Genomic DNA, 23,170 nt, shown 5'->3' on the forward strand with positions numbered 1-23,170 from the left:
GAAATCCTAGCCCGACCTCCGCCCTCGCGCGGTCTTTTGTTAAAAACGCTTGTATCGATAAACACGCGCTACTTTACGTTTCAACGTTCTAAGGTGTTATCAGGAGGCCTTACTCACTGGGCTTTCACGCCAGTGTCATTGGATTTGTAAGACAAATCTGCTAATGTTCAGCTATCTTTTACGAGGGTGAGTTTTAACATGTTATATATGATTTATGCAGAAGATGCGGCCAACAGTCTGGAAAAACGGTTAGCAGCACGTCCAGCGCATTTGGCGCGGCTGGAACAATTAAAAAACGAACAACGCTTAGTCATGGCTGGCCCGCTACCCGCCATTGATTCTGAGACGCCGGGCGATGCGGGTTTTACTGGCTCATTGGTTATTGCTGAATTTGCCTCGTTAGATGAAGCTCAAGCTTGGGCGGCGGCGGATCCGTATTGGCAGGCTGGCGTTTATGTTAATGCCACGGTTAAACCCTACAAAAAAGTCTTACCTTAATTTCTTTTTCAAAGGATTGTTCACATGAGCGCTTATGTTTTATTAACCGGTGGTGCGGGCTATATTGGTAGCCACACTGCCCTGTGTTTACTGCGTGCTGGTTACCAGGTGATTAGCTTTGATAATTTTAGCAATAGCTCTGATGAAGCCTTAAAACGGGTAGAGCAATTAGCGGGCAAAAAGCTGATTAGCATCAATGGCGATATTCGCGATCAAGCTGCACTAACTGCAGTATTCAGTCAGTACAACATTAGCGCCGTTGTGCATTTTGCCGGTTTAAAAGCCGTAGGCGAGTCCACGCAATTACCCTTACATTATTATGATAATAATGTTGCGGGCACCGTAACGTTGTGCCGAGTAATGCGCCATTTTAATGTGAAGAAACTGGTCTTTAGCTCTTCTGCAACGGTGTATGGTGATGCCAAAGTCGTACCAATAGCGGAAAGTTCGCCACGTTCGGCTACCAATCCTTATGGACAAAGTAAGCTGATGATTGAGCTTATTTTAGAAGATTTAGTTAAGGCAGAACCCGACTGGTCTATTGCCTTATTGCGTTATTTTAACCCGGTAGGCGCCGACAGTAGCGGCCAAATTGGTGAAGATCCTAATGGGATCCCCAATAATCTTATGCCTTTTATTTCGCAAGTGGCAGTAGGTAAGCGCGATAAGCTGAGTGTATTTGGTGATGATTACCCTACCCCTGATGGAACGGGCGTTCGCGATTACATCCATGTGGTTGATTTAGCCATGGGGCATTTAAAAGCCTTAGAATTTATTGAAAAACACCCCGGCATAGAAGCCATTAATTTAGGCACTGGCGTTGGGTATAGCGTATTAGATATGGTTAAAGCCTTTAGCGAGGTAAATCAGGTAGCCGTTCCGTATGTAATTTCACCACGCCGTCCGGGTGATATTGCCACCTGCTATGCCGAACCCAGTAAGGCCTTAACGTTATTAGGCTGGAAAACCGAAAAAACATTACAGGATATGGTGCAAGATACGTGGCGTTGGCAACGACAAAATCCCAATGGCTATAAACAGTAGCGCACGAAACACCATTTTTTTAGCATAATTGTTTCTATCCTAATTGTTGCATCGCACAATCGTCGTTACGCACCCTTGTCTTGGTGCGTAACCGCGTTATGACGTGATAAGCCCCAGTTCGAGTGCGAGTAATACTGCGCGGGTACGATCACGTACCCCCAGTTTACTTAAAATAGTAGAGCATTGATTTTTTACTGTCCCTTCCGATTTATACAGTGCTGTTGCAATTTCCTTATTGCTGTACCCTGCGGCCATTAAGTGTAAAATTTCTAATTCTTTGTCTGATAACGGCTCAAACGCGCTGGGTTTGCTAAACGTGGTTTTTGGATTTTTCTTTACTTGCGTGAGTAAACGCTCGGTAATTGTAGGTTGAAAAAAACTTTGCCCATTAGCTAAGGCAGCAATAGCCGATACTAAAGTATCCAATGATACGTCTTTTAGTAAGAAGCCTTTGGCACCGGCTTGGATGCTGTTTAACACTAAATCGTGTTCATCAAACGTCGTCAGAACTAATACGGGGATCTCAATATTAGCCTGTTGCAGTGCTTGCAGGGTTTGTACGCCGTCCATTATCGGCATCGACAGATCCAATAAAATGACATCTGGCTGCTGTGCTTGGCATAGTGCGATCACGTGTGTACCGTCGGCTGCTTCTGCAATCACCTCGATTTGCCCAGAAATAGCTAACAAACTGCGAATGCCATCGCGGATCAGTTTTTGATCATCAACTAACATAACCTTATACATCGGCTGGCTCCTGAGGTGACTCATAAGGAAACTCAAAAGGTAACAAAAGCTGTAATTGCACTCCCCCGCCCTCATGTTGCACCTGCAGCTGACCACCACATTCGGCAAGGCGCTCTTGCATGCCAATTAACCCATTGCCAAATTGCACGGGATACTGTGCCCGACCATTATCAGAAAGCGTTATGACAAGCTGCGTTGGCTGTTGCTGCGCAACAATATAAAACTCACTGGCGGCGGCATGCTTTAAGGTATTACTAATGGCTTCTTGTACCACCATAAGCACATGCTGCGCTTGCAGCACGTTCGGTAGAATTATATCGTCTGCCATGGTTAATTTTACGCTTAACGTGTCGGCCAGATTCGCAATACTGGGCGTTAAAAGTTGCTTTAAATTTAACTCAGCTTGCTCACGCATAGCACTTACTGCCTCGCGAACATCAGACAGTAACAATCTGGCTAATTGCAAACTGTTGTCCACTTGTTGCTTCGCTTCGCCCTCAGTGTGATAGCTGGCCACCTGTAATTGAATAGTCAATGCGGTAAGGTGATGCCCAAGGAGATCATGTAAGTTTCGGGCGATACGGGTGCGCTCACTTTGCCGCGATGCGGCTAAAAGCAATTGCTGGGCACTTTGCAGCTCGACATGTTTTGCGGCTAATGCAAGTTTTGCTTGCTGCTCAGCGGTGATAGCACTTTGCATGACCACAGCAAATAGATGAAAGGTGCCGTATAGGCTCGCCGAGATCCATAAACTGCGCTGTTCTAGCCACGCTTGAAGGCTAAACCACACCACGACCACCAGCGCGGTGACCAAGAGTGCCCGCTGCTGCGACATCATATGGGGTAATAAACACACCCAAATAATGGTTAAAATCGCAAGATAATCAAAGTGTTTGGGGGGTAAGAGTATCAGTAAGGCAAATGCACAGAGCAGTGGCACTGCCACTAAATAACGGCCATATTGCCCTAACAATCCTAAAGGATGCTGCTCTTGCGTCAAAAAGATAAAACTGATGCCATATAACGACAATAACGTAATAATCGCAACAACAGGCGTCTCTCCCGGCAAACGTTGCAGGATCACGAGCGTAACAAGCGATACCAAAAGCCAGGTCACAACACCGGCTAAAGTGGCTAACGGAAAACGTAAGTTCATCAAGCTATTATCAGCATTTATACAATGACTGCAATAGGCCAAAAGTCATGTTTAAAAAAACTGACTTTTGGCACCTGTAGGTAATTTTGTCATTTCATATACTGCAGGCTGAACTTAACGGAGGTGTTGCTATGTCTACCATTCATTCAGCGTTGCTGTACTTGCATATTATTTTAGGGGTTATCTGTTTAGTGCTTTTTTGGCTGCCCGTTATCTGTCAGAAAGGCAGTAAACTGCACAATCTAAGTGGTCGTGTTTATTACTACATGATGCTGTTTATCGCCGCTTCCGGCGTGATTATGTCTAGTATGGTATTAATTGATCCTATTGCGGTGTATGTAACGGGTAAACCTTTACCGGCCGAAGCGGTTGCAGCATTTGAACAACAACGACGTCATTTTTCAGCTTTTTTATTACTGCTAAGTCTCTTAACGTGGGTAACGATCCGCCATGCGTATGCGGTATTAGAGGCTAAAGCCGAGTTGCAACAACTAAAACGCCTGTCACTGGTGCTGCCCATTATCTGTTTATTTGTGTGCAGTGTTTATGTGTTTTGGTTGGGTTGGCAAAGCGGCACGGTACTATTTATGATTTTTGCAGGGGTTGGCCTTGTAAACGCGCTCGCCTTTGCTCGCTATTCATTCCAAAAACAGGTTGCCGCTCGGCAATGGATTATTGAGCATTTTAGCAGCATGATTGGCAGTGGTATTGCGCTTTATACCGCGTTCTTCGCTGCAGGCGGGCGTCGCATGTTAGCTGAGATATTAACCGGACACTGGCAAATTGTCAGTTGGATTGCTGCGCCAGCATTAGGGTTAGCCGCCATCGCCTTATTTAAAAACCATTTTGCGCGCAAATTTCGCGTTGTAACCTGATCTAACACGCTTTGACAACGACCGGTTGTATCCTCTACCATCGAATCCTCTTTATCTGTAGATGGCTATAAGAATGACAATAACGCTAAACGATAAAATCGTCTGGATCACCGGTGCATCAGGGGGTATCGGTGAAGCCTTAGCTAAAACCATGGCGCAAGAAGGTGCGATTGTGGTGTTAAGCGCCAGACGTCATGCAGAATTAGAGCGGGTGCGTTTAACACTGCCCAATCCCGACAAACATATGACGTTGCCACTCGATATTTGTATTGAAACGGCGCAAGAACAGGCATTAGCCGCGGTGTTAGCGCGCTATGGCAAGATTGATATGCTTGTTAATAATGCGGGGATCAGCCAACGTGCACTCATCATGGATACAACGGGTGAGACTGATCGCAAAATTATGGAGATTGATTATTTTGCACAGGTGGCCCTGAGCCGCAGAGTACTATCGAGTATGTTAAAGTACAATCAAGGGCAATTAGTGTTTATTTCCAGTGTCGCAGGTTTAGTGGGAACTCAGTATCGTGGCAGTTATTCCGCAGCAAAAGCCGCATTACATTTGTGGGCAAACAGCGCTCGTGCCGAGCTTTATGAACAAGGGATCCGTGTTGCTGTGGTTTTCCCGGGGTTTGTTAAAACCGCAGTGTCAATGAATGCGTTAACTGGCTCGGGTGAGGCTTTAGGTAAGATGGATGATGCGCAAGCGAATGCCATGACCGCGACAGAGTTTGCTGTTGCCACGGTAAAAGCGTTAAAAGCAGGTAAAAGCTATATCGTGATTGGCGGATTTAAAGAAAAGCTGGCCGCGCTACTTGGGCGTTTTGCCCCAGAATTACTGTATAAAATGATCCGTAAAAGCAAAGTGCGTTAAATGCAGTCGCTAAAAAAACAGCGCCGCAAAGGGCGCTGTTCTTAAACGAAGCTAGTTTAACGCGTGCCGTTAACTTCTTTGCCGCGTAGGTTGTTTTGGTTTATGCCCTGGCTTACGTGCAGGTTTATTACTGTTATTACCAGCACGTTCTTCTGATTTAGGTGCACGTTCTGTTTTTTTGCTACGGTCGGTCTTAGCTGGACGCTCGGTTTTTGCCGGTTTACCTTCTGCTTTGCCTGGTGTTTTCTCGGCAATTTGATGCTTACGCACCGCGCGTTTCATGCTGGCCATGCGGCGACGGCGCTCAGTACGATCTTCGGCTTTTACCAAGGTTTCGGTTTCAGCGCTTAAATGCACCAGCTTACGTAAGTAGTTAACTTCATCTAGCGGATACTCAGCATAACCGCCAGCGGGCAAATGCTTTGGTAATAACAAATCACCGTAACGCACTCGAATTAAGCGGCTCACGACGGCACCTTGTGATTCCCACATACGGCGAACTTCACGGTTACGCCCTTCAGTAAGCACCACATGGAACCATCTATTAATGCCTTCGCCTGGAAGCGCTTTAATTTTCTTAAAGTTAGCTTTACCGTCTTCAAGTTCCACACCGGTACGTAAGCGCTGGATCATGGCATCGTTTATTTCACCAAACACCCGTACTGCGTACTCACGCTCCACCTCAAACTTGGGATGCATTAACCGATTGGCCAATTCACCATCGGTAGTAAATAACAACAAACCTGAGGTATTAATATCCAAGCGGCCAATGGCGATCCAACGGGCACCTTTGATATTGGGTAACCGCGAAAATACCGTTGGCCGCCCTTCTGGATCGGTACGCGAACAAATTTCACCCTCGGGTTTGTGATACGCCAATACTCGGCAGATATGCTGTTCTTCACTAGCAATTTGCACCGGATGACCATCTACACGAATTGCTTGTGCCGACTCAACACGATCGCCTAATACCGCAGGCTTACCATCTACGGTGACGCGACCACGACTGATCCACTCTTCCATTTCCCGGCGTGAACCCACACCCGCACGCGCTAATACTTTTTGTAATTTTTCACTCATTAATGAAGCTCTCCTGTCATCTCGACGGTGGATACCTGTTGCGCATGCTCCTCACCCAGTATTGCAGTAAACTCGGTAAGTGGCGGCAACGCATTTAAATGGGTTAACCCAAAATAATCTAAAAAAGCGGCTGTAGTCGCATAGAGTCCGGGCCGACCCGGCACGTCTTTATGGCCTACCACCTTCACCCAACCACGCTCAGTTAGGGTACGAATAATCTGTGTGCTCACCGTTACCCCACGAATTTCTTCAATTTCGCCTCGGGTGATCGGCTGACGATAGGCAATTAACACTAAGGTTTCTAACACTGCCCGCGAATAGCGTGGTGAACGTTCTGGCCATAAACTGGCTAACGGCTCACTAAATTCTGGGCGCGTATAAAAACGATAACCACTGGCGGTTTCCAATAATTGAATGCCCCGCGCACTGTAATCGTGTTGTAATTGCTGCAACGCTTGCGTTAGTTTTCGGCTGGATACGGCAAATTCCGCCAAGACCGATGCCTGAAGTTCGGCTCGACTTAACGGTTTATCTGCCGCAAAAATGGCGGCTTCTAATAATTGCATTAACTGCACATCGTTTATTTTGCGCGCCATTATGCCTCATTTATTGCCAATTTGACATGGATTTGTGCGTACGGAGCCACTTGTGTAAGGCGTACTAATTTTTCTTTGGTCAATTCTAAAATAGCCAAAAAGCTCACCACAACGCCTGCTCGCCCCTCATTTATCTCAAAACATTCGGTAAAGTCTAGATAACCTGCATGCTGTTGCAGCAATTCGAGAATACGACTCATCCTAGCACGAGTTGATAAATGCTCGCGTTTAATTTGGTGATGTTGTAAGGCATTAGCCCGTTTGACAATATCGCTTAATGCCGATAATAACTCTGCAAAATCAACATCGGGGAAAATTAATAACGGACTGAAGTTATCTGCAAGCGTCGCCTTTGCCGGCATAATATCGCGCTCTTGTCTGGGCAACTGATCCAGATCCGTTGCCGCTTGTTTAAAAATTTCATACTCTTGCAAACGGCGTACTAATTCTGCACGCGGATCATGCTCTTCGGCTTGCGCTGAAAGCAACTGTGGCAACAATAACCGCGATTTAATTTCCGCTAACATGGCTGCCATCACTAAATATTCGGCGGCAAGCTCAAAGTTTAGCTCCTGCATCAGATTAATGTATTCCATATACTGCAAGGTAATTTCATTAACCGGCAAGTCAACCAAATCGAATTTGTGTTTTCTGATCAGGTACAATAAAAAGTCTAGCGGCCCTTCAAAGGCATCTAGGAGTATTTCCAGCGCATCTGGCGGGATATACAAATCGTCAGGACGATTAAGCACCGCTTCGCCGCGGACATACGCCAACGGCAACGGTTGCTGTATCGTTAAGCTGCTAGGCTGCTCACTCATTGATCACGCGATGGCCAACAAGGGCTTATTGGAAGGGGCGAACATCACCACGCCCTTCACGCACGACAACAGGCGTGTCATCGGCTAAATCGATAATGGTGGTGGGATCTTCACCAATTACACCGCCATGTAAAATAAGATCGACCTGCTTTTCTAATTGTTGGCGCATATCATCCGGATCAGACTCCGCAAATTGCTGGCCTGGTAATACTAAGCTGGTTGACAATAACGGCTCACCCAACTCAGCCAATAAGGCTAAGGCAATTTTATTTTCAGGAATACGCAATCCAATGGTTTTTTTCTTTTCGTTGAGCAAGCGACGCGGGACTTCTTTGGTGCCACGCAAAATAAAGGTATAGGCACCTGGGGTATTATTTTTAATTAAACGAAAGGCGCTGTTTTCTACTTTGGCATAAACCGACAATTCCGATAAATCACGCACCATCATAGTAAAGTGATGATCGCCATTAATTTGCCGGATCCGTAAAATACGCTCTAGGGCATTTTTATCACCGGTATGGCAACCCAAGGCATAGCCACTGTCGGTTGGATATACCACCACGCCACCTTGTTGAATAATTTGAACCGCTTGCTTAATTAAGCGCTGTTGAGGCGTTTCGGGATGAATATGAAAAAACTGGCTCATAAGTCTTGCCTTGCTAAAGTGCTAACATCGGGGGTGGGCAAATTTGCCCAATTCGCCCAAATGGGCGTTACGTCTGCAGGTAAATATAGATGCTTTCCTAGCTCATTCCAAGTTGTGGGCTGATGAAAGTCCGATCCGACCGAGGCCGTTAACTGATGCGCTTGACACAACGCCCAGAGCTCTCGCCGCTGTACCAGTGTTTGCTGCGGTGAAATAATCTCCATCGCATCACCGCCCGCCAGCGCAAAATCTTGCACTAAGCGCTTTAGGTATTTACCGTTTAATTTGTACTTTAAAGGGTGCGCAAGTACCGCTTGGCCGCCAGCATCGTGGATCCATTGTATCGCCTCGGCCATCGCCACCCAATTATTCGGCACATAACCGGTTTTACCGCGCGCCAAATATTTTTTAAATACAGTGTTCATGGTGGCGGCTCGGCCCGTTTTAACCAAAAAACGCGCAAAGTGTGTACGAGTAATCGCGCCCTCACCGGTTTCCGCTAATACCGCCTCTAAGGCACCTGGAATATTTGCTTTTGCTAAGCGGCGCGCAATTTCTTCTGCGCGAACAAGACGGCGCTGCTGCTGGCTGGCGAGACGATTTAACAATGTAGGGCATTGCGCATTAATATTTAGGCCCACAATATGAATTTCAAAATCTGACCACGCAGTAGATATTTCTACGCCAGAGATCAACGTCAAAGGCGCTTTCTCTGTATCAATCCATTGCTGCGCTTCACCCAGTGCACTCACGGTATCGTGATCGGTAATGGCTAACACATCAAGCTTAAACTCTAGGGCGCGGCCGAGTAGTTCAGGTACACTTAACAGGCCATCTGAATGGTTAGTATGGCTGTGTAAGTCAATTTTCATGCCTTTTCCTATTGGTTTCCAGGCGGCTTAAGGCAGACACCCGGTAAAATGTATCGTGTTTTCACTTGCTATTGTCGCACAGGACAGGCGAAAGCCCAATGCTTGAAAACCAGATGCCACACTGCGACGTAATAAAGTGTATGTATCTGCGGCATGATGTTATTGTCATCATCTGATGTGCGTAATCTATTCCGTCACCGAATTCAAACAATTACAAACAATTAAGGAGTTGCCATGTTTGGCTGGCTAAAACCGGATCCACTGAAAAAACTGACTAAGCAATACAATGCCAAGCTAGAGCAAGCTATGCATGCTCAGCGCAATGGCGATATGCGATTGTTTGCCGATCTCACCGCTGAAAGCGAAGAGATTTGGCAAAAGGTGGTCGCGTTAAAAAAACAGTTAGGCATTGAAAGTTAAGCATGTACTCCTCTTAAGGCAATTACTCACCTTTTTTGTTAAGTAATTGCCTAAACCGTTGCCGCAACGCCTGTTCTGTATTAGTGCTATTGTCTGCGTTACTGCTTTTATCAATTTCAACTGAATAATATAACGCTTCACGCAGCTTTCGCAGTTGTTGAATATACGAGGCCGTCTCTGCCGCCGTTACATGATCGGCTTTGGTATGATACTGGTGCAACACCTTAATAGATAATGGTTCGGCCGTAATGGTACGACGATACGCTATGGCCTTGTTTTCGATATGCAGTGCGAGATCGTCTAGCGACCAATTGATATTTGAAGCCAGTTTATACTGAATATTATGTTCATAATGCACGCCCGGCGCGATTGCCAGAGGGCTATTTCTGCGGGTCGTGCTAGGCATTTGCGCATAAGAATCAATACTGTCGCCATAGAGCATTAATTTTTGTCGTTCACTTTCGGGGTCCCAAAATTGGGCGATAACAAAGTTGGCATGGATCTGTAATCGATTACGCTCGATATCGTCCAATACCGTGATCGGTTGTTGTAAATCGGCGCTGGGATATTGACGTCGATAGGCTTGTTCTAATTCTGCACTGTAATCGGTGATCCCTTTGGTATCGAGCATGCGCCGAAAACGCTCTGCGGACTCGCCGGTTAACGCAAGTTGTAAATTTAGCGACACGGGCTCATCAACGGCCGCGAGCGTTAACACCTCGTCTGTTCGAAAGGTATTTTGCTTGCTTTGTGGCGCGTCAATATCGCTTAGTACACCATTATCTTGCTTTATAACCAGTGCTTGCTGAAAATACTGCTGGCCTTTCTCCGCTAACGGACCATATTGCTGGGAACGCGTACCATCCAGCCAGTATGCTTGCCCATCAAGGTTTAGATAAGTAATCACATGATCAAATACCCCTGGGTTAGGTAAACGCGTAGCAATCCCTTTTTTCCAACGATGCGACACTAACGCCGGATAGGCTTCTAAGCCACCATAACGTAATAAGGTTAACATCAAGGTGGTTTTGTCTTTGCAATCACCGAATTTACGCTCAAAAACTTGGTTGGGCGCATGGGGTTGATGGCTGTTTAAGCCGATCTCAATACCAAAATAACGAATATTATTTTGCACATACCGCACTACCATTGCGGCATACTCTGCGGAGCTTTTGGCCTGTGCTAACCAACTGTCTGCCAATAATTTTAGCTCTGGCGCCAGCGGTTCGCTAAATTGATACATGGGCAACGCCCACTCGACCACCTCTTGCCAATTGGCAAATTCGGATACCTCTAAATAGGCATAGGGCGTGTGCCAATCCGGATAATCATCCTCATCAATTACCGCGGCAATCGCCTGTTGTTGCCACTCATACACGCTGCCACTATCAGTGGTATGAGGTGTTAAATGCAGCGTAGGGAGATTACTCTGATGATAGAGCGTTGTTGTTTGATCAGTCAGTATTCGCACGCGGGCATAGTGTACGGGGACTGCCCAGTTTAAGGCATAATATGCAGAGCGTTTACCTTGATAAATAGGATTTGTGCCCTGAACTGAATAGGCGTAATCAATGCGATCGCCAACCCGAATATCACTGAGCAACACCATTGCAGTAACAATGCCATTGTAAATCCCTTGATCTGTTTCGCGTTCACGTTGCGCTAATCGAATATCCGCCGCAGCCAAGATATCATACTGCTGATTATCTCGAGTGAGCGTAATGGCATGGACCTGCAGTTGCTGGTAATCAGGAGAGAAATGAAAATTAAAGGTTGAGGCTTGCTCTAATCCTTGTGGCGTATTCACTTGCATAGCGATATGCGTGTACGCCAAATACTGGCCTTGGCGCAGGGATAATTGCTCATCGACCACCAGGTAATTGATCCCTGCGGTTTGTTTAGTCGGTTCTAACGCCCCCAGATCATGCGGTAACGGCGCCACCCAATCGGGTGTAGGCGCTTGCTGATACTGATACCCTTGTTGTTGTACCGTATTAGCAAATAACGCCGACGAACTTAACAACAAAAAACTGAGTAATACTAAAACTCGCACGAATAGACGCATTATGGCTCCTGGTGTTGGCTGACGCCGTTGAAGGTCAGTTGCAGAGATTCAGGCTGAGGCTTGGGGAAAACAAACTGTGTTTCATGCTCGCGTGGCACAGCGTTTAAAGGTAAGCGTTGTGATAACAACGGCTGTAAGCTTAGGCTTTTCTGCTGTTGCCCTGGGCCTGCGGCATGCCATAGGGCTAACACGCGCTGTAAGGCATCACGTTTTATGTCACGAGCCTGAGGCGAGGCTAACCAGCGCGTGACAATAACCTGATAATTAGGATGCCATAACATTAAATCCAGCAACATTTCTTGGCGTAATTCGCTCTCATACCCTTGGGCATAGGCATCTAATAGCTGTTGCGCTTCTTCGGGTGCGCCTGCAGAATCGTCAAATAATAATACCAACAACGCGAGCATCGCACTTGCCGAGGGCTCACCGGCTTCATGCGCTGTGATAAGTTCAGGCAGTAACGCATCTAACGCATCCATATCTTGCTCTAATACATACAGCTGGGCTAATGCCGTGGTAGCCAAATAGCTGCGTGCAACCATAGAGGCTAAGGTTTTTGCCGCGTCCTTACCCTTGCCTATTAACACGTCTTGTTTAGCGCGATACAGCAAAGCAAAATCAAAATCTTCTTGTAAATATTGCTGATATGCCGCCGCACTCACTTCCTTAGCAGAGCCAGTTACGCCGCTGCGCTGCATTAATTCCGCTAACCAAGCAAACCCACTGACATAACGATACTGGTAAATGTTGCTGTGCCGATCGCGAAGATAATAACGTAACATAACCTGTTGCTGATACATCAGCATTTCCATCTCAACCACATCGTACTCGGCTAACTCAAATATGGCGGTGGCATCAGATAGCTCCCTGACGATGATAGGACCTTGCGCCACAACACCTTGACCAGACGCTAAAATAACCTCGGCAATCGCGCTTAAGCTGTCAGCTTCAGTCGCTAAAGCCCCTGCTTCGCCATTTTCAGAAACCGCAGCAGGCAGGGAGCCATTATCTTCATGCGTTTGCCAACATTGATAACGCGTATAACGTAAATGCAAACTGGCCGTATTAAGTGCTAAGGCCTCTTCCAGTCTCGTTATATGCTCAGGCGTGCAACGCTGCTTTTCCGGCCAAGCATCGAGGGAAAGCACCGTCTGAAAATACTGAAAAATTTGCACATTAGATAGCTCGATGGTAAACGCCTTATAGCGTTGTTGCCATAACGGGAGATTGGCGCCGGCAGCATACGCCGATCCAACTGCGCAGCCAACGATGCTACTAACTATGCAGCTTGTGCGTAGAATACGCTGTAAAATCGTTATCTTTGCCATAACCTATCCCTGTTATAATGGCGCGTGCTGCGGCATGAAAGTGTGGTATGTTAAGTTACCTTATTTGATAATACCTGATGCTTATAATTTGTCTACGCTTGGCCATTGTTATGAGTGAATCAACATAGAGTACTACAGCATATAAGGTTTATACGCTGAGGCGTCGCGACCTGCGCTGCCAAGCCGTATAGCCATCTTTACGGTTTAATTTAGGGTAATTCTAAAATTACCCTTGACGTGCAAACGATTTCGCGGTTTTATGTAGCCATTAAAAATTAAGTGATTAAAGCCAATGCAATACTCCATCGCACTTAACCTGATCAACTGGTGGTGGCACATTCCCAACGGGCGTGTGTAGGCGTTGTATTCGCTTTAATTACCAAAGCCCGTTTCCAACAGAAGCGGGTTTTTTTTTGCGCCCTTTTCTGTAGCGCTGTTGCAAAGGGTAAACCTTACAAGACGCGCTTTATGGTCAATCTGGCATGTACAAATCGTGATTTTGCAGTAAGGATAACAAAGATGATTTTTAGCCATATTACCGATACACCAGGCGAAGTGGCCAGTATCGCCCTGACGGTTCCCTATCAGGCTGATGCCTTGGCGGCCTATGCAAGTGTATGTTCTGCAGATCGCTGCTCGTTATTGCTAGAATCGGCAGAAATTGACAGTAAAAATAGCGTGAACAGCTTAATGCTGATTGATGCGGCGTTGCGCATTGAATGTAATGAACAGCAGGTGGTTATTCATGCTAAAAGCAATAACGGTCTGGCTTTATTAGCTTTTCTCGCTGAACAGTTACGGCCGATTGCCACTGTTGATGCTGGCGCAGAGCAATTACAGATCACCTTTGAGCGCCCCGATGCCTTGTTGGATGAAGTCAGCCGGCTTACGCAGCCCAATCCCTTTAGTGTGCTTAGAGTGATTCAACAAAGCTTACGCGGACAAAGTGACGAACCCTTTGCCATTTTTTTAGGCGGTGCCATTGGCTACGATATGGTCGCAAACATTGAGCAATTGCCAGACGTACCTGCAACCGCCAATAAATGCCCAGATTATCTGTTTTACTTAGCCGAAACTGCGCTAGTGATTGATCATCAACGCCAACAAAGTCGCTTGGTCGGTAATGTCTTTTGTGGTGAAAATGCCGCAGCTAACTGTTTTGCCATTGGCAAACGTTTAGAACAAATTAAACAATTACTGGCACAAAGTGAGCCATTAACGGCGGGTAAGGCCGCGCCAGCGTCAAGCATTCATGTGGATATCAGTGACAGTGATTTTGAACAACAAGTTGAGAACTTAAAAGCGCATATCGTGGCGGGCGATATCTTTCAAGTGGTGCCTTCACGCTGCTTTTCGCTTCCCTGCCCTAAGCCCTTGCAAGCATATGCCAAATTAAAACAGCTGAATCCTAGCCCCTACATGTTTTATTTGCATGATCCGGCATTTTGTTTATTTGGCGCGTCGCCAGAGTCGGCATTAAAATTTGCAGCAGCCGATAGGCAAGTCGAAATTTACCCTATTGCGGGCACTCGACGCCGTGGTTTTGCTGCCGATGGTAGTATCGATCGTGATTTAGACAGCCGTATTGAATTAGAACTGCGCCAAGACGAAAAAGAAAAAGCGGAACATTTAATGTTGGTCGATTTGGCCCGAAATGATGTGGCCCGGATCAGTGTACCTGGCAGTCGTTACGTGAAAGAGTTGTTAAAAGTAGATCGCTATTCTTATGTAATGCACTTGGTCTCACGCGTTGTTGGTACGCTAAAACCTGAGTTAGACGCGTTACATGCTTATCAAGCGTGTATGAATATGGGGACGCTGGTTGGTGCACCTAAGGTGAAAGCCGCTGAGCTTATTCGGCAAGTGGAAGGACAAAAACGCGGTTCTTATGGCGGTGCGGTGGGCTATTTAGCCGGTAATGGCGACTTTGACAGTTGTATTGTGATCCGCTCTGCCTATGTTGAAAACGGCATGGCGTTTATACAAGCCGGTGCCGGTGTGGTGTTTGATTCGGTGGCAAAATTAGAAGCCGAAGAAACGCGCAATAAAGCTCAAGCCGTAATTAAAGCCATTCAATTAGCGGGTTACTAACCATGACATCATCTCACTTAACGCCGCTTAGCACGGACACGACCACAAACATGCTAGCTACAACGACTGTTTATTTACTGGATAACATTGATTCGTTTACATACAACTTAGTGGATGAATTTGCACAACTGGGGTTAAGGTTAAAACTGTATCGTAACACGGTACCTGCTGAGTATATTTTTGCCAAAATGCAGCAAGAAACCGGCCCAGTATTGCTGGTATTGTCTCCAGGGCCCGGTGCACCAGCGGATGCGGGTGCCATGCCCGCTTTATTAACGCTCTGTGCGGGTATCTATCCGGTATTGGGTATTTGTTTAGGCCACCAAGCCATTGTAGAACATTACGGCGGAGTGGTCGGACGCGCCGGTGAAACCGTACATGGTAAAACCTCAGCGATTGAACTTGATGATCATCCCGTGTTTGAGAATTTACCCCGACCTTTTCCGGTGGCGCGTTATCATTCACTTATGGCAACCACGTTACCGACATCGCTGATTGAAATTGCGCGCGAGCGGCATATTCCAATGGCCGTGATCCATGAGAAAGATCGTATGTTAGGCTTTCAATTTCATCCGGAATCGGTGTTAACCACACTGGGTAAACCGCTGTTAAAGCAAAGTATTATTTATCTGCTAACGCGCCAAAAGGCTAACGATCAGCAGAGCACATCACGTGCAATGACGCCGTTGTCGTCGGCGCTTGAAGCGAATAGGAGCTAACGTACATGCAGCTAGACACCTCTGAACATACTGCCTTGGTACTGCCGTTAGTCCAGCATGTATTAAATAATAAACAGTTAAGCCGTGAACAAAGCGAGCAATTTTTTAGCGCCGTGGTACAAGGCCACGTTGAACCGATTTTACTCACCGCGCTGTTAGTCGCATTAAAAGTTCGGGGCGAAACAGCAGCTGAAATTACGGGCGCTGCCAGCGCTTTATTAGCCGCGGCAACACCGTTTCCCAAAGCGGTGCCAGGAGCCATTGATTGCTGTGGTACGGGAGGCGACGGTAGTAATACTATTAATATTTCAACTACAGCCGCCATTGTTGCCGCTAGCATGGGGCTACCGGTTGCCAAACACGGCAATCGTAGTGTGTCGTCTCGTTCGGGATCTGCCGATTTACTCGAGCAGTTAGGGGTTAATATTCAATTGACACCAGAGCAGGCGTTACACACATTAGAACACAGCGGATGCAGCTTTTTGTTTGCCCCCCGTTATCATAGCGGTGTTAAGCATGCCATGCCGGTGCGCACGGCCTTAAAAAGCCGTACGCTTTTTAATTTGCTTGGCCCCTTGATTAACCCTGCCCGTCCAGATTTTCAGCTCTTGGGCGTGTATGATCCGTCACTGTGCCGAGTCATGGCAGAAGCTTTACACCATCTTGGTACGAAGGCCGCTTGGGTCGTGCATGGCAGTGGCTGTGATGAAATCGCCCTGCATGGCAATACCTATGTGTGCCAACTACAAGACGGTAAACTGACAGAGTTTACCTTAAGCCCAGCCGATTTTGGGGTAGAACTTGCACCGTTAAGCCAGTTAGAGGGGGGCGAGCCGGCTGAAAATGCCGCCGCTACCTTGGCTATTTTAAACGGTTCAGCGCCGACAGCGCATTTACATGCCGTCGCGATCAATGTCGCCGCCATGTTAAAGATTGCCGGATTAGGCGCCGATTTAAAAGTAAATACCCGCGCTGTATTAGAACAACTGCAAAGCGGTAAAGCGCTGGATACACTGGAACGCTTTAAGGAGTTAAGCCTTGTCTGATGTGATTGAAACGCTAACCTTTCACCCCGAAGTGCCGATTGAAGGTGTGTTAGCAAAAATTGTGGCGCATAAACAACAGGAGGTTGCCGCTATGGCGGCGGCTAGACCGTTGGAAGAGTTTATTCAAAACGTTACGGCCAGTCGCCGTGATTTTTTAGCGGCCCTGCAACAACCTGGCGCACGCTTTATATTAGAATGCAAAAAAGCGTCACCGTCGAAAGGATTAATTCGTCCGGTATTTGATTTAACCGAAATTAGCCAGGTATACAACGATTATGCCGATTGTATATCAGTATTAACGGATCACCAGTTTTTCCAAGGCCATTACGATTATTTAAGAGAAATGCGCCAGCTGTCTGACAAACCTTTGTTGCATAAAGATTTTATTATTGAGCCTTATCAGGTATATGCCGGGCGTGATGCCGGCGCAGATGCCGTACTATTAATGCTTTCTATTTTATCTGATCGGCAATATCGCTTGTTGGCCGCCATTGCTAAAGATTTAGACTTAACGGTATTAACCGAAGTGAGTAATGTGCAAGAAACTGAGCGCGCCGTGGCATTGGGGGCCGAACTGATTGGCATCAATAATCGCAATTTACGCGATCTGAGTACCGATTTAACGACTAGCGTTCGCCTACGCGACTTGATACCAGCCGATCGCACCGTGGTATCAGAATCCGGTATTTATACGTCACAACAAGTACGACAACTGTTACCCGTTGCCGATGCCTTTTTGGTGGGTAGCTCGTTAATGGCCGAGCCGGACTTAGCCGGCGCCTGTCGCAAATTAATCATCGGCGAGCATAAAGTGTGTGGCCTAACACGTGAAGAAGACGTAAACGCTGTCTATGCTGCGGGCGCGTACTTTGGTGGGTTAATTTTTGCCGAAACATCGCCGCGTTATGTTAGCCCCGAACGTGCTGCACAATTGGTGCAGGTAGCGCCTCTGCGCTTTGTGGGAGTATTTGTAAATAGCCCCCTTACCACGGTGGCAGCGCTTGCCTCATCCTTGGCGCTGCACGCAGTTCAATTGCACGGTGATGAAGATGATGCTTATTTACAGCAGCTTAGAGCGCTTTTGCCCGCAGGCTGTGAAATATGGAAAGCCTATCGGGTTAAGGCAGAATTGCCTACGTTTACCCCTTTGGCGGATCGCATCTTACTCGACAGCTTTCATCCAACTCAACACGGTGGAAGTGGCCTGAGCTTTGATTGGCAGATTTTACAAGATCACAAAGGCCAGCAACCTATTATGCTGGCCGGGGGATTAACGCCCGATAACCTTAGCCAAGCGTTGGGCTTTGCGGTGGCAGGGCTTGATTTAAATTCAGGGCTAGAGCAAGCGCCAGGGTGTAAGGATGCTGAAAAAGTGGCTCTGGCGTTTACGCGAATTCGCCAATTTGATGTGCTAACTAAGCATAATGCGCTTAGTAGCACGCATTCGAATTAACCGTTTTCAATTGATGCAGTATTACTTAATTAAAGAGAATCGCAGATGAGTGAGCTTAAATTAAATCCGTATTTTGGTCAGTACGGTGGTATGTTCGTACCGCAACTCTTAGTGCCCGCCCTAAAACAATTAGAGTCGGCATTTGTGGATGCCCAGCAAGATCCTGCTTTTTTAGCTGAGTTTCAACAGCTATTAACCGAGTATGCCGGTCGCCCTACGCCATTAACCTTAACGCGTAATTTATCCCCGAATCCTTTAGTAAAAATTTACTTAAAGCGCGAAGATTTACTGCATGGCGGCGCGCACAAAACCAATCAGGTATTGGGTCAGGCACTGTTAACGCAGCGCATGGGCAAAAAAGAAGTGATTGCTGAGACGGGTGCCGGTCAACATGGTGTGGCTACTGCTCTGGCATGTGCCTTACTGGGTTTAAAATGCCGTATTTATATGGGGGCGAAAGATATTGAACGCCAGCAACCCAATGTGTTTCGGATGAAACTGATGGGCGCAACGGTGATCCCAGTAACGGCCGGTTCAGGTACCTTAAAAGATGCGGTAAACGAAGCGATGCGGGATTGGTCAGCGACCTATGAGACAACCCACTATATGCTTGGTACGGCTGCTGGCCCCCATCCTTTCCCAACAATTGTGCGCGATTTTCAGCGGATGATTGGCGAAGAGTCCAAAGCGCAAATATTGAAAGCCGAAGGTAAGCTACCTGACGCTGTTATCGCCTGTGTTGGCGGTGGCTCTAACGCAATTGGTATGTTTGCTGATTTTATTGAAGAACCCAATGTGCGTTTAATTGGTGTAGAACCTGGTGGTATGGGCATTAATACTCATCAACATGGCGCGGCTTTAAGCACCGGCAGTTACGGTATTTTACACGGTGCCTACACTGCAATCATGCAAACGACCGATGGCCAAATTGAAGAATCATATTCTATTTCAGCCGGCTTAGATTATCCTGCAGTAGGACCACAGCATACCCATTTACAACAAAGTGGCCGGGCTGAATATGTGGCTATTAACGATGATGAAGCCTTAGCCGCCTTTCAATTGTTGGCAAAAGCTGAGGGAATTATTCCCGCCCTTGAGAGCTCACACGCGGTAGCTTATGCGTTGAAACTGGCCGCTGCCGCCACAACACCGCAAGTATTATTAATTAACTTATCAGGCCGAGGCGACAAGGACCTTAGCCATGTGCACAGTGTATTAGCGGCGCAGGCACAACAGCACGCACAGCAAGCAAACGAGGGAGTCGTGTAATGCAACGTTATCAACAGATGTTTAGCCGCTTAGCCACTGAAGGGCGCGGCGCCTTTGTGCCCTTTGTGACCTTGGGCGATCCTAATCCAGCATTGTCTTTTGATATTATTAAAGCGTTAATTGACGGCGGTGCCGATGCTTTAGAATTGGGGATCCCCTTCTCCGATCCGATCGCAGATGGGCCAACTATTCAAAATGCTAACATTCGGGCATTAGCCGCCGGTGTAACCCCAGCGATGAGCTTTGAGCTGATTAAACGCATCCGCGAATATAACGATGCCATTCCTATTGGGTTGTTGTTGTACTCTAATATTGTGATGGCAAAGGGTGTCGAAGCGTTTTATGCTGTTGCTGCCGCAGCGGGGGTTGATTCGGTATTAATTGCAGATGTGCCATTACATGAAAGCAAAATGTTCCGACAAGCTGCCATGGCACAGAATATTGCGCCAATCTATATTGTGCCACCAAATGTAGATGATGATGATTTACGCGCTATTGCCTCGTATGGCCGTGGCTATACCTATTTACTTAGCCGCTCGGGCGTAACCGGTGCTGAAACAAAGGCGGCCATGCCAACAGCCGAACTTATCAATCGTATCCGGCAGTATAATCCGGCACCGCCATTGCTGGGTTTTGGTATCTCCAGCCCCGATCAAGTTCGTGATGCTATTGCTAATGGTGCCGCGGGTGCCATCAGTGGCTCAGCCATTGTGAAACTGATTGAGCAACATTATCATGAGCCCGCTGTGTTATTACCGGCTCTGCAACAATTTGCCAGCGCCATGAAAGCCGCCACCTAATACGCTCCTCGCGCAGCGCATTCTTACAGGTACCCGTTAAACGGTACCTGTTTAATTTATCCACACAACTTAGGTACCACTTACCCACAAAACTCCGGTACCAATAACAACTCTGCTAAGTTATAAACACGACTCAGTTATCCACACGACTCCGATACAATCATAACTTTTCTTCGCTTATCAACAACGCCAGTGGCTTTTTAGCGCACAATAGCTCTCCAAAACGATGCGCTTAAATTAGCGAAGGTAATGCTTTTTTTCACAGTTGGGCTTTTATACAACATAAAAGTATTTACATATAAGCTTTGCAGCCTTGCTAGGCTTTGAGCATCTTCTGAAAATATCTGTGATATCTGAACCCCTTCTGCCCGACGATTCGCTATAATAGCGCCACGATAAACTCAAAAAGATGTCTGATATGCAAATTCAAGAAAATAGCGTTGTGCAGTTTCATTACACCCTAAGTGAAAATGGTAATGAGTTAGAGAGTTCTCGCCAGGGTTCGCCTTTGTTATATTTACATGGCCATAATCAAATGTTTGCTAAAGTAGAAGCCGAGTTAACAGGGAAATCCGTCGGCGATAAACTCAGTATTACGTTGGCGCCAGTTGATGCCTATGGCGAAGTAAAAAGTGATGCCATTGAAAGCGTGCAGGTAAAAAACTTATCGGGTGCAAAAAAGTGGAAACCGGGTATGGTCGCGTGGCTGCGTACAGCTCAAGGTGAACAACAAGTTACTATTGTCAAAGTGGGCATGTTCAAAGCTGAGGTGGATACTAATCATCCACTAGCAGGAAAAACCGTTACATTTGATATTGAAGTAATGCAAATCCGCGAAGCGTCGGCAGATGAAATTGCGCATGGCCATGCACATGGCGAAGGCGGTCATCATCATTAAACCCCAAATAGGGTTATTTGGGCTGGTAACTGCCTGAATCAGATCACCCACACAACGCCGTTTAACTACGTTGTGTGGGACTTTGGTACCGGAGTTGTGTGGATAAGTTATTATCGGTACCGGAGTTGTGTGGATAAATGTTTAAGAATGAGGCGTTAAGCGTAAAAGTTGGCCTCGTGCGCCGTCGGTGAGCAGGTAAATTGCCCCATCCGGCCCAGTTCGAACGTCTCGGATCCGAGTATCACGCTCTTGCAGTAATACCTCTTCTTTAATCACCTGATTATCCTGTAGCGCTAAACGGTGTAACGCCTTGCCCGCTAGGGCACTGACAAAAATATTGCCCTGCCATTCTGGAAACAATTCACCGCGATACAGCGTCATACCAGCTGGCGCGATAGAAGGCGTCCATACATGCAAAGGGGCTTGCATACCAGCAAAGGTGGTAAAAGGTGATACTCTGGCACCGGTATAATCGATACCGAAGGTAGCAACCGGCCAACCATAATTGTTACCCGCTTGAAGAAGATTAAGTTCATCACCGCCCTTTGGTCCATGCTCATGGCTGTAAATATTTCCACTGACCTCATCATAAACAATGCCTTGTACATTACGATGACCGTACGTAAAAATCTCAGCCGCAGTGCCAGCTTCGTTAACCAACGGATTATCCGTTGGCACGTCACCCGTCAGGGTTAGGCGCACAATTTTACCTAAATGATTTGCCTTATTTTGTGCCTGTTCACGATAATCAAATCCATCACCTAAGGTCAATAGCAGGGTATTATCGGGCAATAAGGCAATGCGGCCACCATAATGGGCCGCTCCGCGTCTGTCAGGTTTGGCATGAAACAGACTCTGCACATCATTTAACTCACCGTTATTAAAGGTGGCACTGGCTAAACACGTACTGTTGGCATTGATATCGCCACAGGCATAACTCAAAAATAGCTGATTACTTTGCGCAAAATCGGGTGCCAAGGCAATATCTAACAAGCCTCCTTGTGACGCGGTAAATATATTCGGCAGCTTGGCTAAACTGCGGCTTTGGCGTTCCCCTTTGGCAGATAAGGTGAGCAAATAACCGGATTTCTCTGTCACTAAAATACGGCCATCGGGTAAAAATGCCATACCCCAAGGGTTCTCTAAATCGGTTGTTAGCGCATCAACCTTAAACGCGTTAGCGGTTGCGCCTGCTGACAAAAACAGGGAAAAACCCATACACCATAATGCGATGAAACGTGTCATGACAGCCTCCGCTCAGCCGTAAAAAATCGATAAAATATGGCGGCAATACCACAGCAGCAAAGCAGTAACACCGTGCCAACAACGCTACGATTTAACGCAATTAACGTTGGCATAGGCGCGAAGGCATTAATCAGTGTTAAAGCAATCCACGTGCCTAAGGCCGCTATAGCAAAACTACCAGCGATACGCGAGAGGGATAACCAACGCGTTAAAACGCCACTTACCACTAAACTTACCAGCAATATAGGAAAGAAAATGGCGGCTAAAACTGGCATAAAGTGCATTAAATCATGCAGGATGGTTGCAAGCCAATCTGCCATGCTTATTGGCCCCGCCAGCTGGCTAATGGCCGTAAGATTAAACAGGCTTTGCAACAACGAACCTAGGCTAGCCGCCAATATTACGGCCAGCAAAAACAACAACAGTTTTTTCAATTATGCCCCTCCTATTCAGTGTTAAACCGCAACTATAACAACAATGCTGGCTAAACACACATCGTAACGTTTTAGCCTGCTTTCTCTTTTAGCGCAGCACGGTGTATCTGGATCAGGTAACATCGGCCATCTCAGGCTGACAAGGACGCTAAAACACGTTAGGGTATTGTCACCTTAACTTCAACTTTATCTG

23 protein-coding genes are annotated in these 23,170 nt (G+C 46.8%); 12 read left to right on the plus strand and 11 right to left on the minus strand.

All coding sequences use genetic code 11. The annotated features are described in order from the left end of the window. Positions 1-198 precede the first annotated feature (198 nt). Together IE070_RS00300 and galE are read left to right on the plus strand one after the other, a co-directional pair. On the plus strand, positions 199-498 hold the full coding sequence (locus tag IE070_RS00300; RefSeq protein WP_189479304.1) for a YciI family protein: 300 nt from the start codon (positions 199-201) through the stop codon (positions 496-498). 24 nt (positions 499-522) lie between these two features. Beyond that, complete coding sequence (gene galE, locus IE070_RS00305; protein WP_189479306.1) at positions 523-1,542, plus strand: UDP-glucose 4-epimerase GalE; 1,020 nt, start codon at positions 523-525, stop codon at positions 1,540-1,542. A 96-nt stretch (positions 1,543-1,638) separates the two neighbouring features. On the opposite strand, the gene IE070_RS00310 is transcribed toward galE, so the two are convergent. Continuing rightward, positions 1,639-2,289 (minus strand): response regulator, encoded by a 651-nt coding sequence (locus IE070_RS00310; RefSeq protein ID WP_189479308.1) that lies wholly within the window; start codon positions 2,287-2,289, stop codon positions 1,639-1,641. Further along, complete coding sequence (locus IE070_RS00315; protein ID WP_189480053.1) at positions 2,282-3,445, minus strand: sensor histidine kinase; 1,164 nt, start codon at positions 3,443-3,445, stop codon at positions 2,282-2,284. The genes IE070_RS00310 and IE070_RS00315 overlap by 8 nt, the downstream gene beginning before the upstream one ends. 131 nt (positions 3,446-3,576) lie before the next feature. Between IE070_RS00315 and IE070_RS00320 the strand changes: the two genes are divergently transcribed. After that, positions 3,577-4,320, plus strand: a complete 744-nt coding sequence (locus tag IE070_RS00320) for a hypothetical protein (RefSeq protein WP_189479310.1) — start codon at positions 3,577-3,579, stop codon at positions 4,318-4,320. Positions 4,321-4,393: 73 nt separating this feature from the next. Continuing rightward, the gene (locus IE070_RS00325) at positions 4,394-5,194 is read left to right on the plus strand and encodes an SDR family NAD(P)-dependent oxidoreductase (protein ID WP_189479312.1); all 801 of its coding nucleotides are present in this window, start codon (positions 4,394-4,396) and stop codon (positions 5,192-5,194) included. Positions 5,195-5,263: 69 nt separating this feature from the next. Here the strand turns inward: IE070_RS00325 and rluB are convergent, their stop codons facing one another. The 5 genes from rluB to rnm are packed head-to-tail and all read right to left on the minus strand — an operon-like array spanning position 5,264 to position 9,209. Beyond that, the gene (gene rluB / locus IE070_RS00330; protein ID WP_189479315.1) at positions 5,264-6,274 is read right to left on the minus strand and encodes a 23S rRNA pseudouridine(2605) synthase RluB; all 1,011 of its coding nucleotides are present in this window, start codon (positions 6,272-6,274) and stop codon (positions 5,264-5,266) included. Beyond that, positions 6,274-6,870: an SMC-Scp complex subunit ScpB gene (scpB, locus tag IE070_RS00335; RefSeq protein ID WP_189479317.1), complete on the minus strand. Its 597-nt coding sequence runs from the start codon at positions 6,868-6,870 to the stop codon at positions 6,274-6,276. The genes rluB and scpB overlap by 1 nt, the downstream gene beginning before the upstream one ends. Beyond that, entirely contained in the window at positions 6,870-7,691 is an 822-nt protein-coding gene (locus tag IE070_RS00340) for a segregation and condensation protein A (RefSeq protein ID WP_189479319.1), read from the minus strand. The genes scpB and IE070_RS00340 overlap by 1 nt, the downstream gene beginning before the upstream one ends. Positions 7,692-7,716: 25 nt before the next feature. Further along, positions 7,717-8,337, minus strand: coding sequence for an L-threonylcarbamoyladenylate synthase (locus tag IE070_RS00345; RefSeq protein ID WP_189479321.1), 621 nt, complete (start codon positions 8,335-8,337; stop codon positions 7,717-7,719). Beyond that, positions 8,334-9,209: an RNase RNM gene (rnm, locus tag IE070_RS00350; RefSeq protein ID WP_189479323.1), complete on the minus strand. Its 876-nt coding sequence runs from the start codon at positions 9,207-9,209 to the stop codon at positions 8,334-8,336. The genes IE070_RS00345 and rnm overlap by 4 nt, the downstream gene beginning before the upstream one ends. A 234-nt stretch (positions 9,210-9,443) precedes the next feature. Between rnm and IE070_RS00355 the strand changes: the two genes are divergently transcribed. Then, complete coding sequence (locus IE070_RS00355; protein ID WP_189479325.1) at positions 9,444-9,629, plus strand: DUF6435 family protein; 186 nt, start codon at positions 9,444-9,446, stop codon at positions 9,627-9,629. Between the two features lie 22 nt (positions 9,630-9,651). Here the strand turns inward: IE070_RS00355 and IE070_RS00360 are convergent, their stop codons facing one another. Next, on the minus strand, positions 9,652-11,694 hold the full coding sequence (locus tag IE070_RS00360) for a DUF3857 domain-containing transglutaminase family protein (protein WP_189479327.1): 2,043 nt from the start codon (positions 11,692-11,694) through the stop codon (positions 9,652-9,654). Then, positions 11,694-13,022, minus strand: a complete 1,329-nt coding sequence (locus IE070_RS00365; RefSeq protein WP_189479329.1) for a hypothetical protein — start codon at positions 13,020-13,022, stop codon at positions 11,694-11,696. Before IE070_RS00365 ends, IE070_RS00360 begins: the two co-directional genes overlap by 1 nt. Positions 13,023-13,541: 519 nt before the next feature. Between IE070_RS00365 and IE070_RS00370 the strand changes: the two genes are divergently transcribed. From IE070_RS00370 to IE070_RS00400, 7 genes are all read left to right on the plus strand, one after another. Beyond that, positions 13,542-15,113 (plus strand): anthranilate synthase component 1, encoded by a 1,572-nt coding sequence (locus IE070_RS00370; protein WP_189479331.1) that lies wholly within the window; start codon positions 13,542-13,544, stop codon positions 15,111-15,113. A 50-nt stretch (positions 15,114-15,163) separates the two neighbouring features. Beyond that, a complete protein-coding gene (locus IE070_RS00375) occupies positions 15,164-15,832 on the plus strand; it encodes an aminodeoxychorismate/anthranilate synthase component II (RefSeq protein WP_189480054.1) in 669 nt (222 codons plus the stop codon). A 5-nt stretch (positions 15,833-15,837) separates the two neighbouring features. Continuing rightward, a complete protein-coding gene (trpD, locus tag IE070_RS00380; protein ID WP_189479333.1) occupies positions 15,838-16,878 on the plus strand; it encodes an anthranilate phosphoribosyltransferase in 1,041 nt (346 codons plus the stop codon). 37 nt (positions 16,879-16,915) lie between these two features. Next, positions 16,916-18,331: a bifunctional indole-3-glycerol-phosphate synthase TrpC/phosphoribosylanthranilate isomerase TrpF gene (gene trpCF, locus IE070_RS00385; RefSeq protein ID WP_189480056.1), complete on the plus strand. Its 1,416-nt coding sequence runs from the start codon at positions 16,916-16,918 to the stop codon at positions 18,329-18,331. Between the two features lie 45 nt (positions 18,332-18,376). Further along, positions 18,377-19,600 carry a tryptophan synthase subunit beta gene (trpB, locus tag IE070_RS00390; RefSeq protein ID WP_189479335.1) on the plus strand — a complete coding sequence of 408 codons (1,224 nt, stop codon included), beginning with the start codon at positions 18,377-18,379 and terminating at the stop codon, positions 19,598-19,600. Continuing rightward, positions 19,600-20,400: a tryptophan synthase subunit alpha gene (trpA, locus tag IE070_RS00395; RefSeq protein ID WP_189479337.1), complete on the plus strand. Its 801-nt coding sequence runs from the start codon at positions 19,600-19,602 to the stop codon at positions 20,398-20,400. The genes trpB and trpA overlap by 1 nt, the downstream gene beginning before the upstream one ends. Positions 20,401-20,818: 418 nt before the next feature. Continuing rightward, on the plus strand, positions 20,819-21,298 hold the full coding sequence (locus IE070_RS00400) for an FKBP-type peptidyl-prolyl cis-trans isomerase (protein WP_189479339.1): 480 nt from the start codon (positions 20,819-20,821) through the stop codon (positions 21,296-21,298). 141 nt (positions 21,299-21,439) lie between these two features. On the opposite strand, the gene IE070_RS00405 is transcribed toward IE070_RS00400, so the two are convergent. Continuing rightward, the gene (locus IE070_RS00405; RefSeq protein ID WP_189479341.1) at positions 21,440-22,543 is read right to left on the minus strand and encodes a PQQ-dependent sugar dehydrogenase; all 1,104 of its coding nucleotides are present in this window, start codon (positions 22,541-22,543) and stop codon (positions 21,440-21,442) included. Then, positions 22,540-22,977 carry a hypothetical protein gene (locus IE070_RS00410; protein ID WP_189479343.1) on the minus strand — a complete coding sequence of 146 codons (438 nt, stop codon included), beginning with the start codon at positions 22,975-22,977 and terminating at the stop codon, positions 22,540-22,542. The genes IE070_RS00405 and IE070_RS00410 overlap by 4 nt, the downstream gene beginning before the upstream one ends. Positions 22,978-23,170 lie beyond the last annotated feature (193 nt).

Source organism: Alishewanella tabrizica (assembly GCF_014652375.1).
Lineage (GTDB): Bacteria > Pseudomonadota > Gammaproteobacteria > Enterobacterales > Alteromonadaceae > Alishewanella > Alishewanella tabrizica.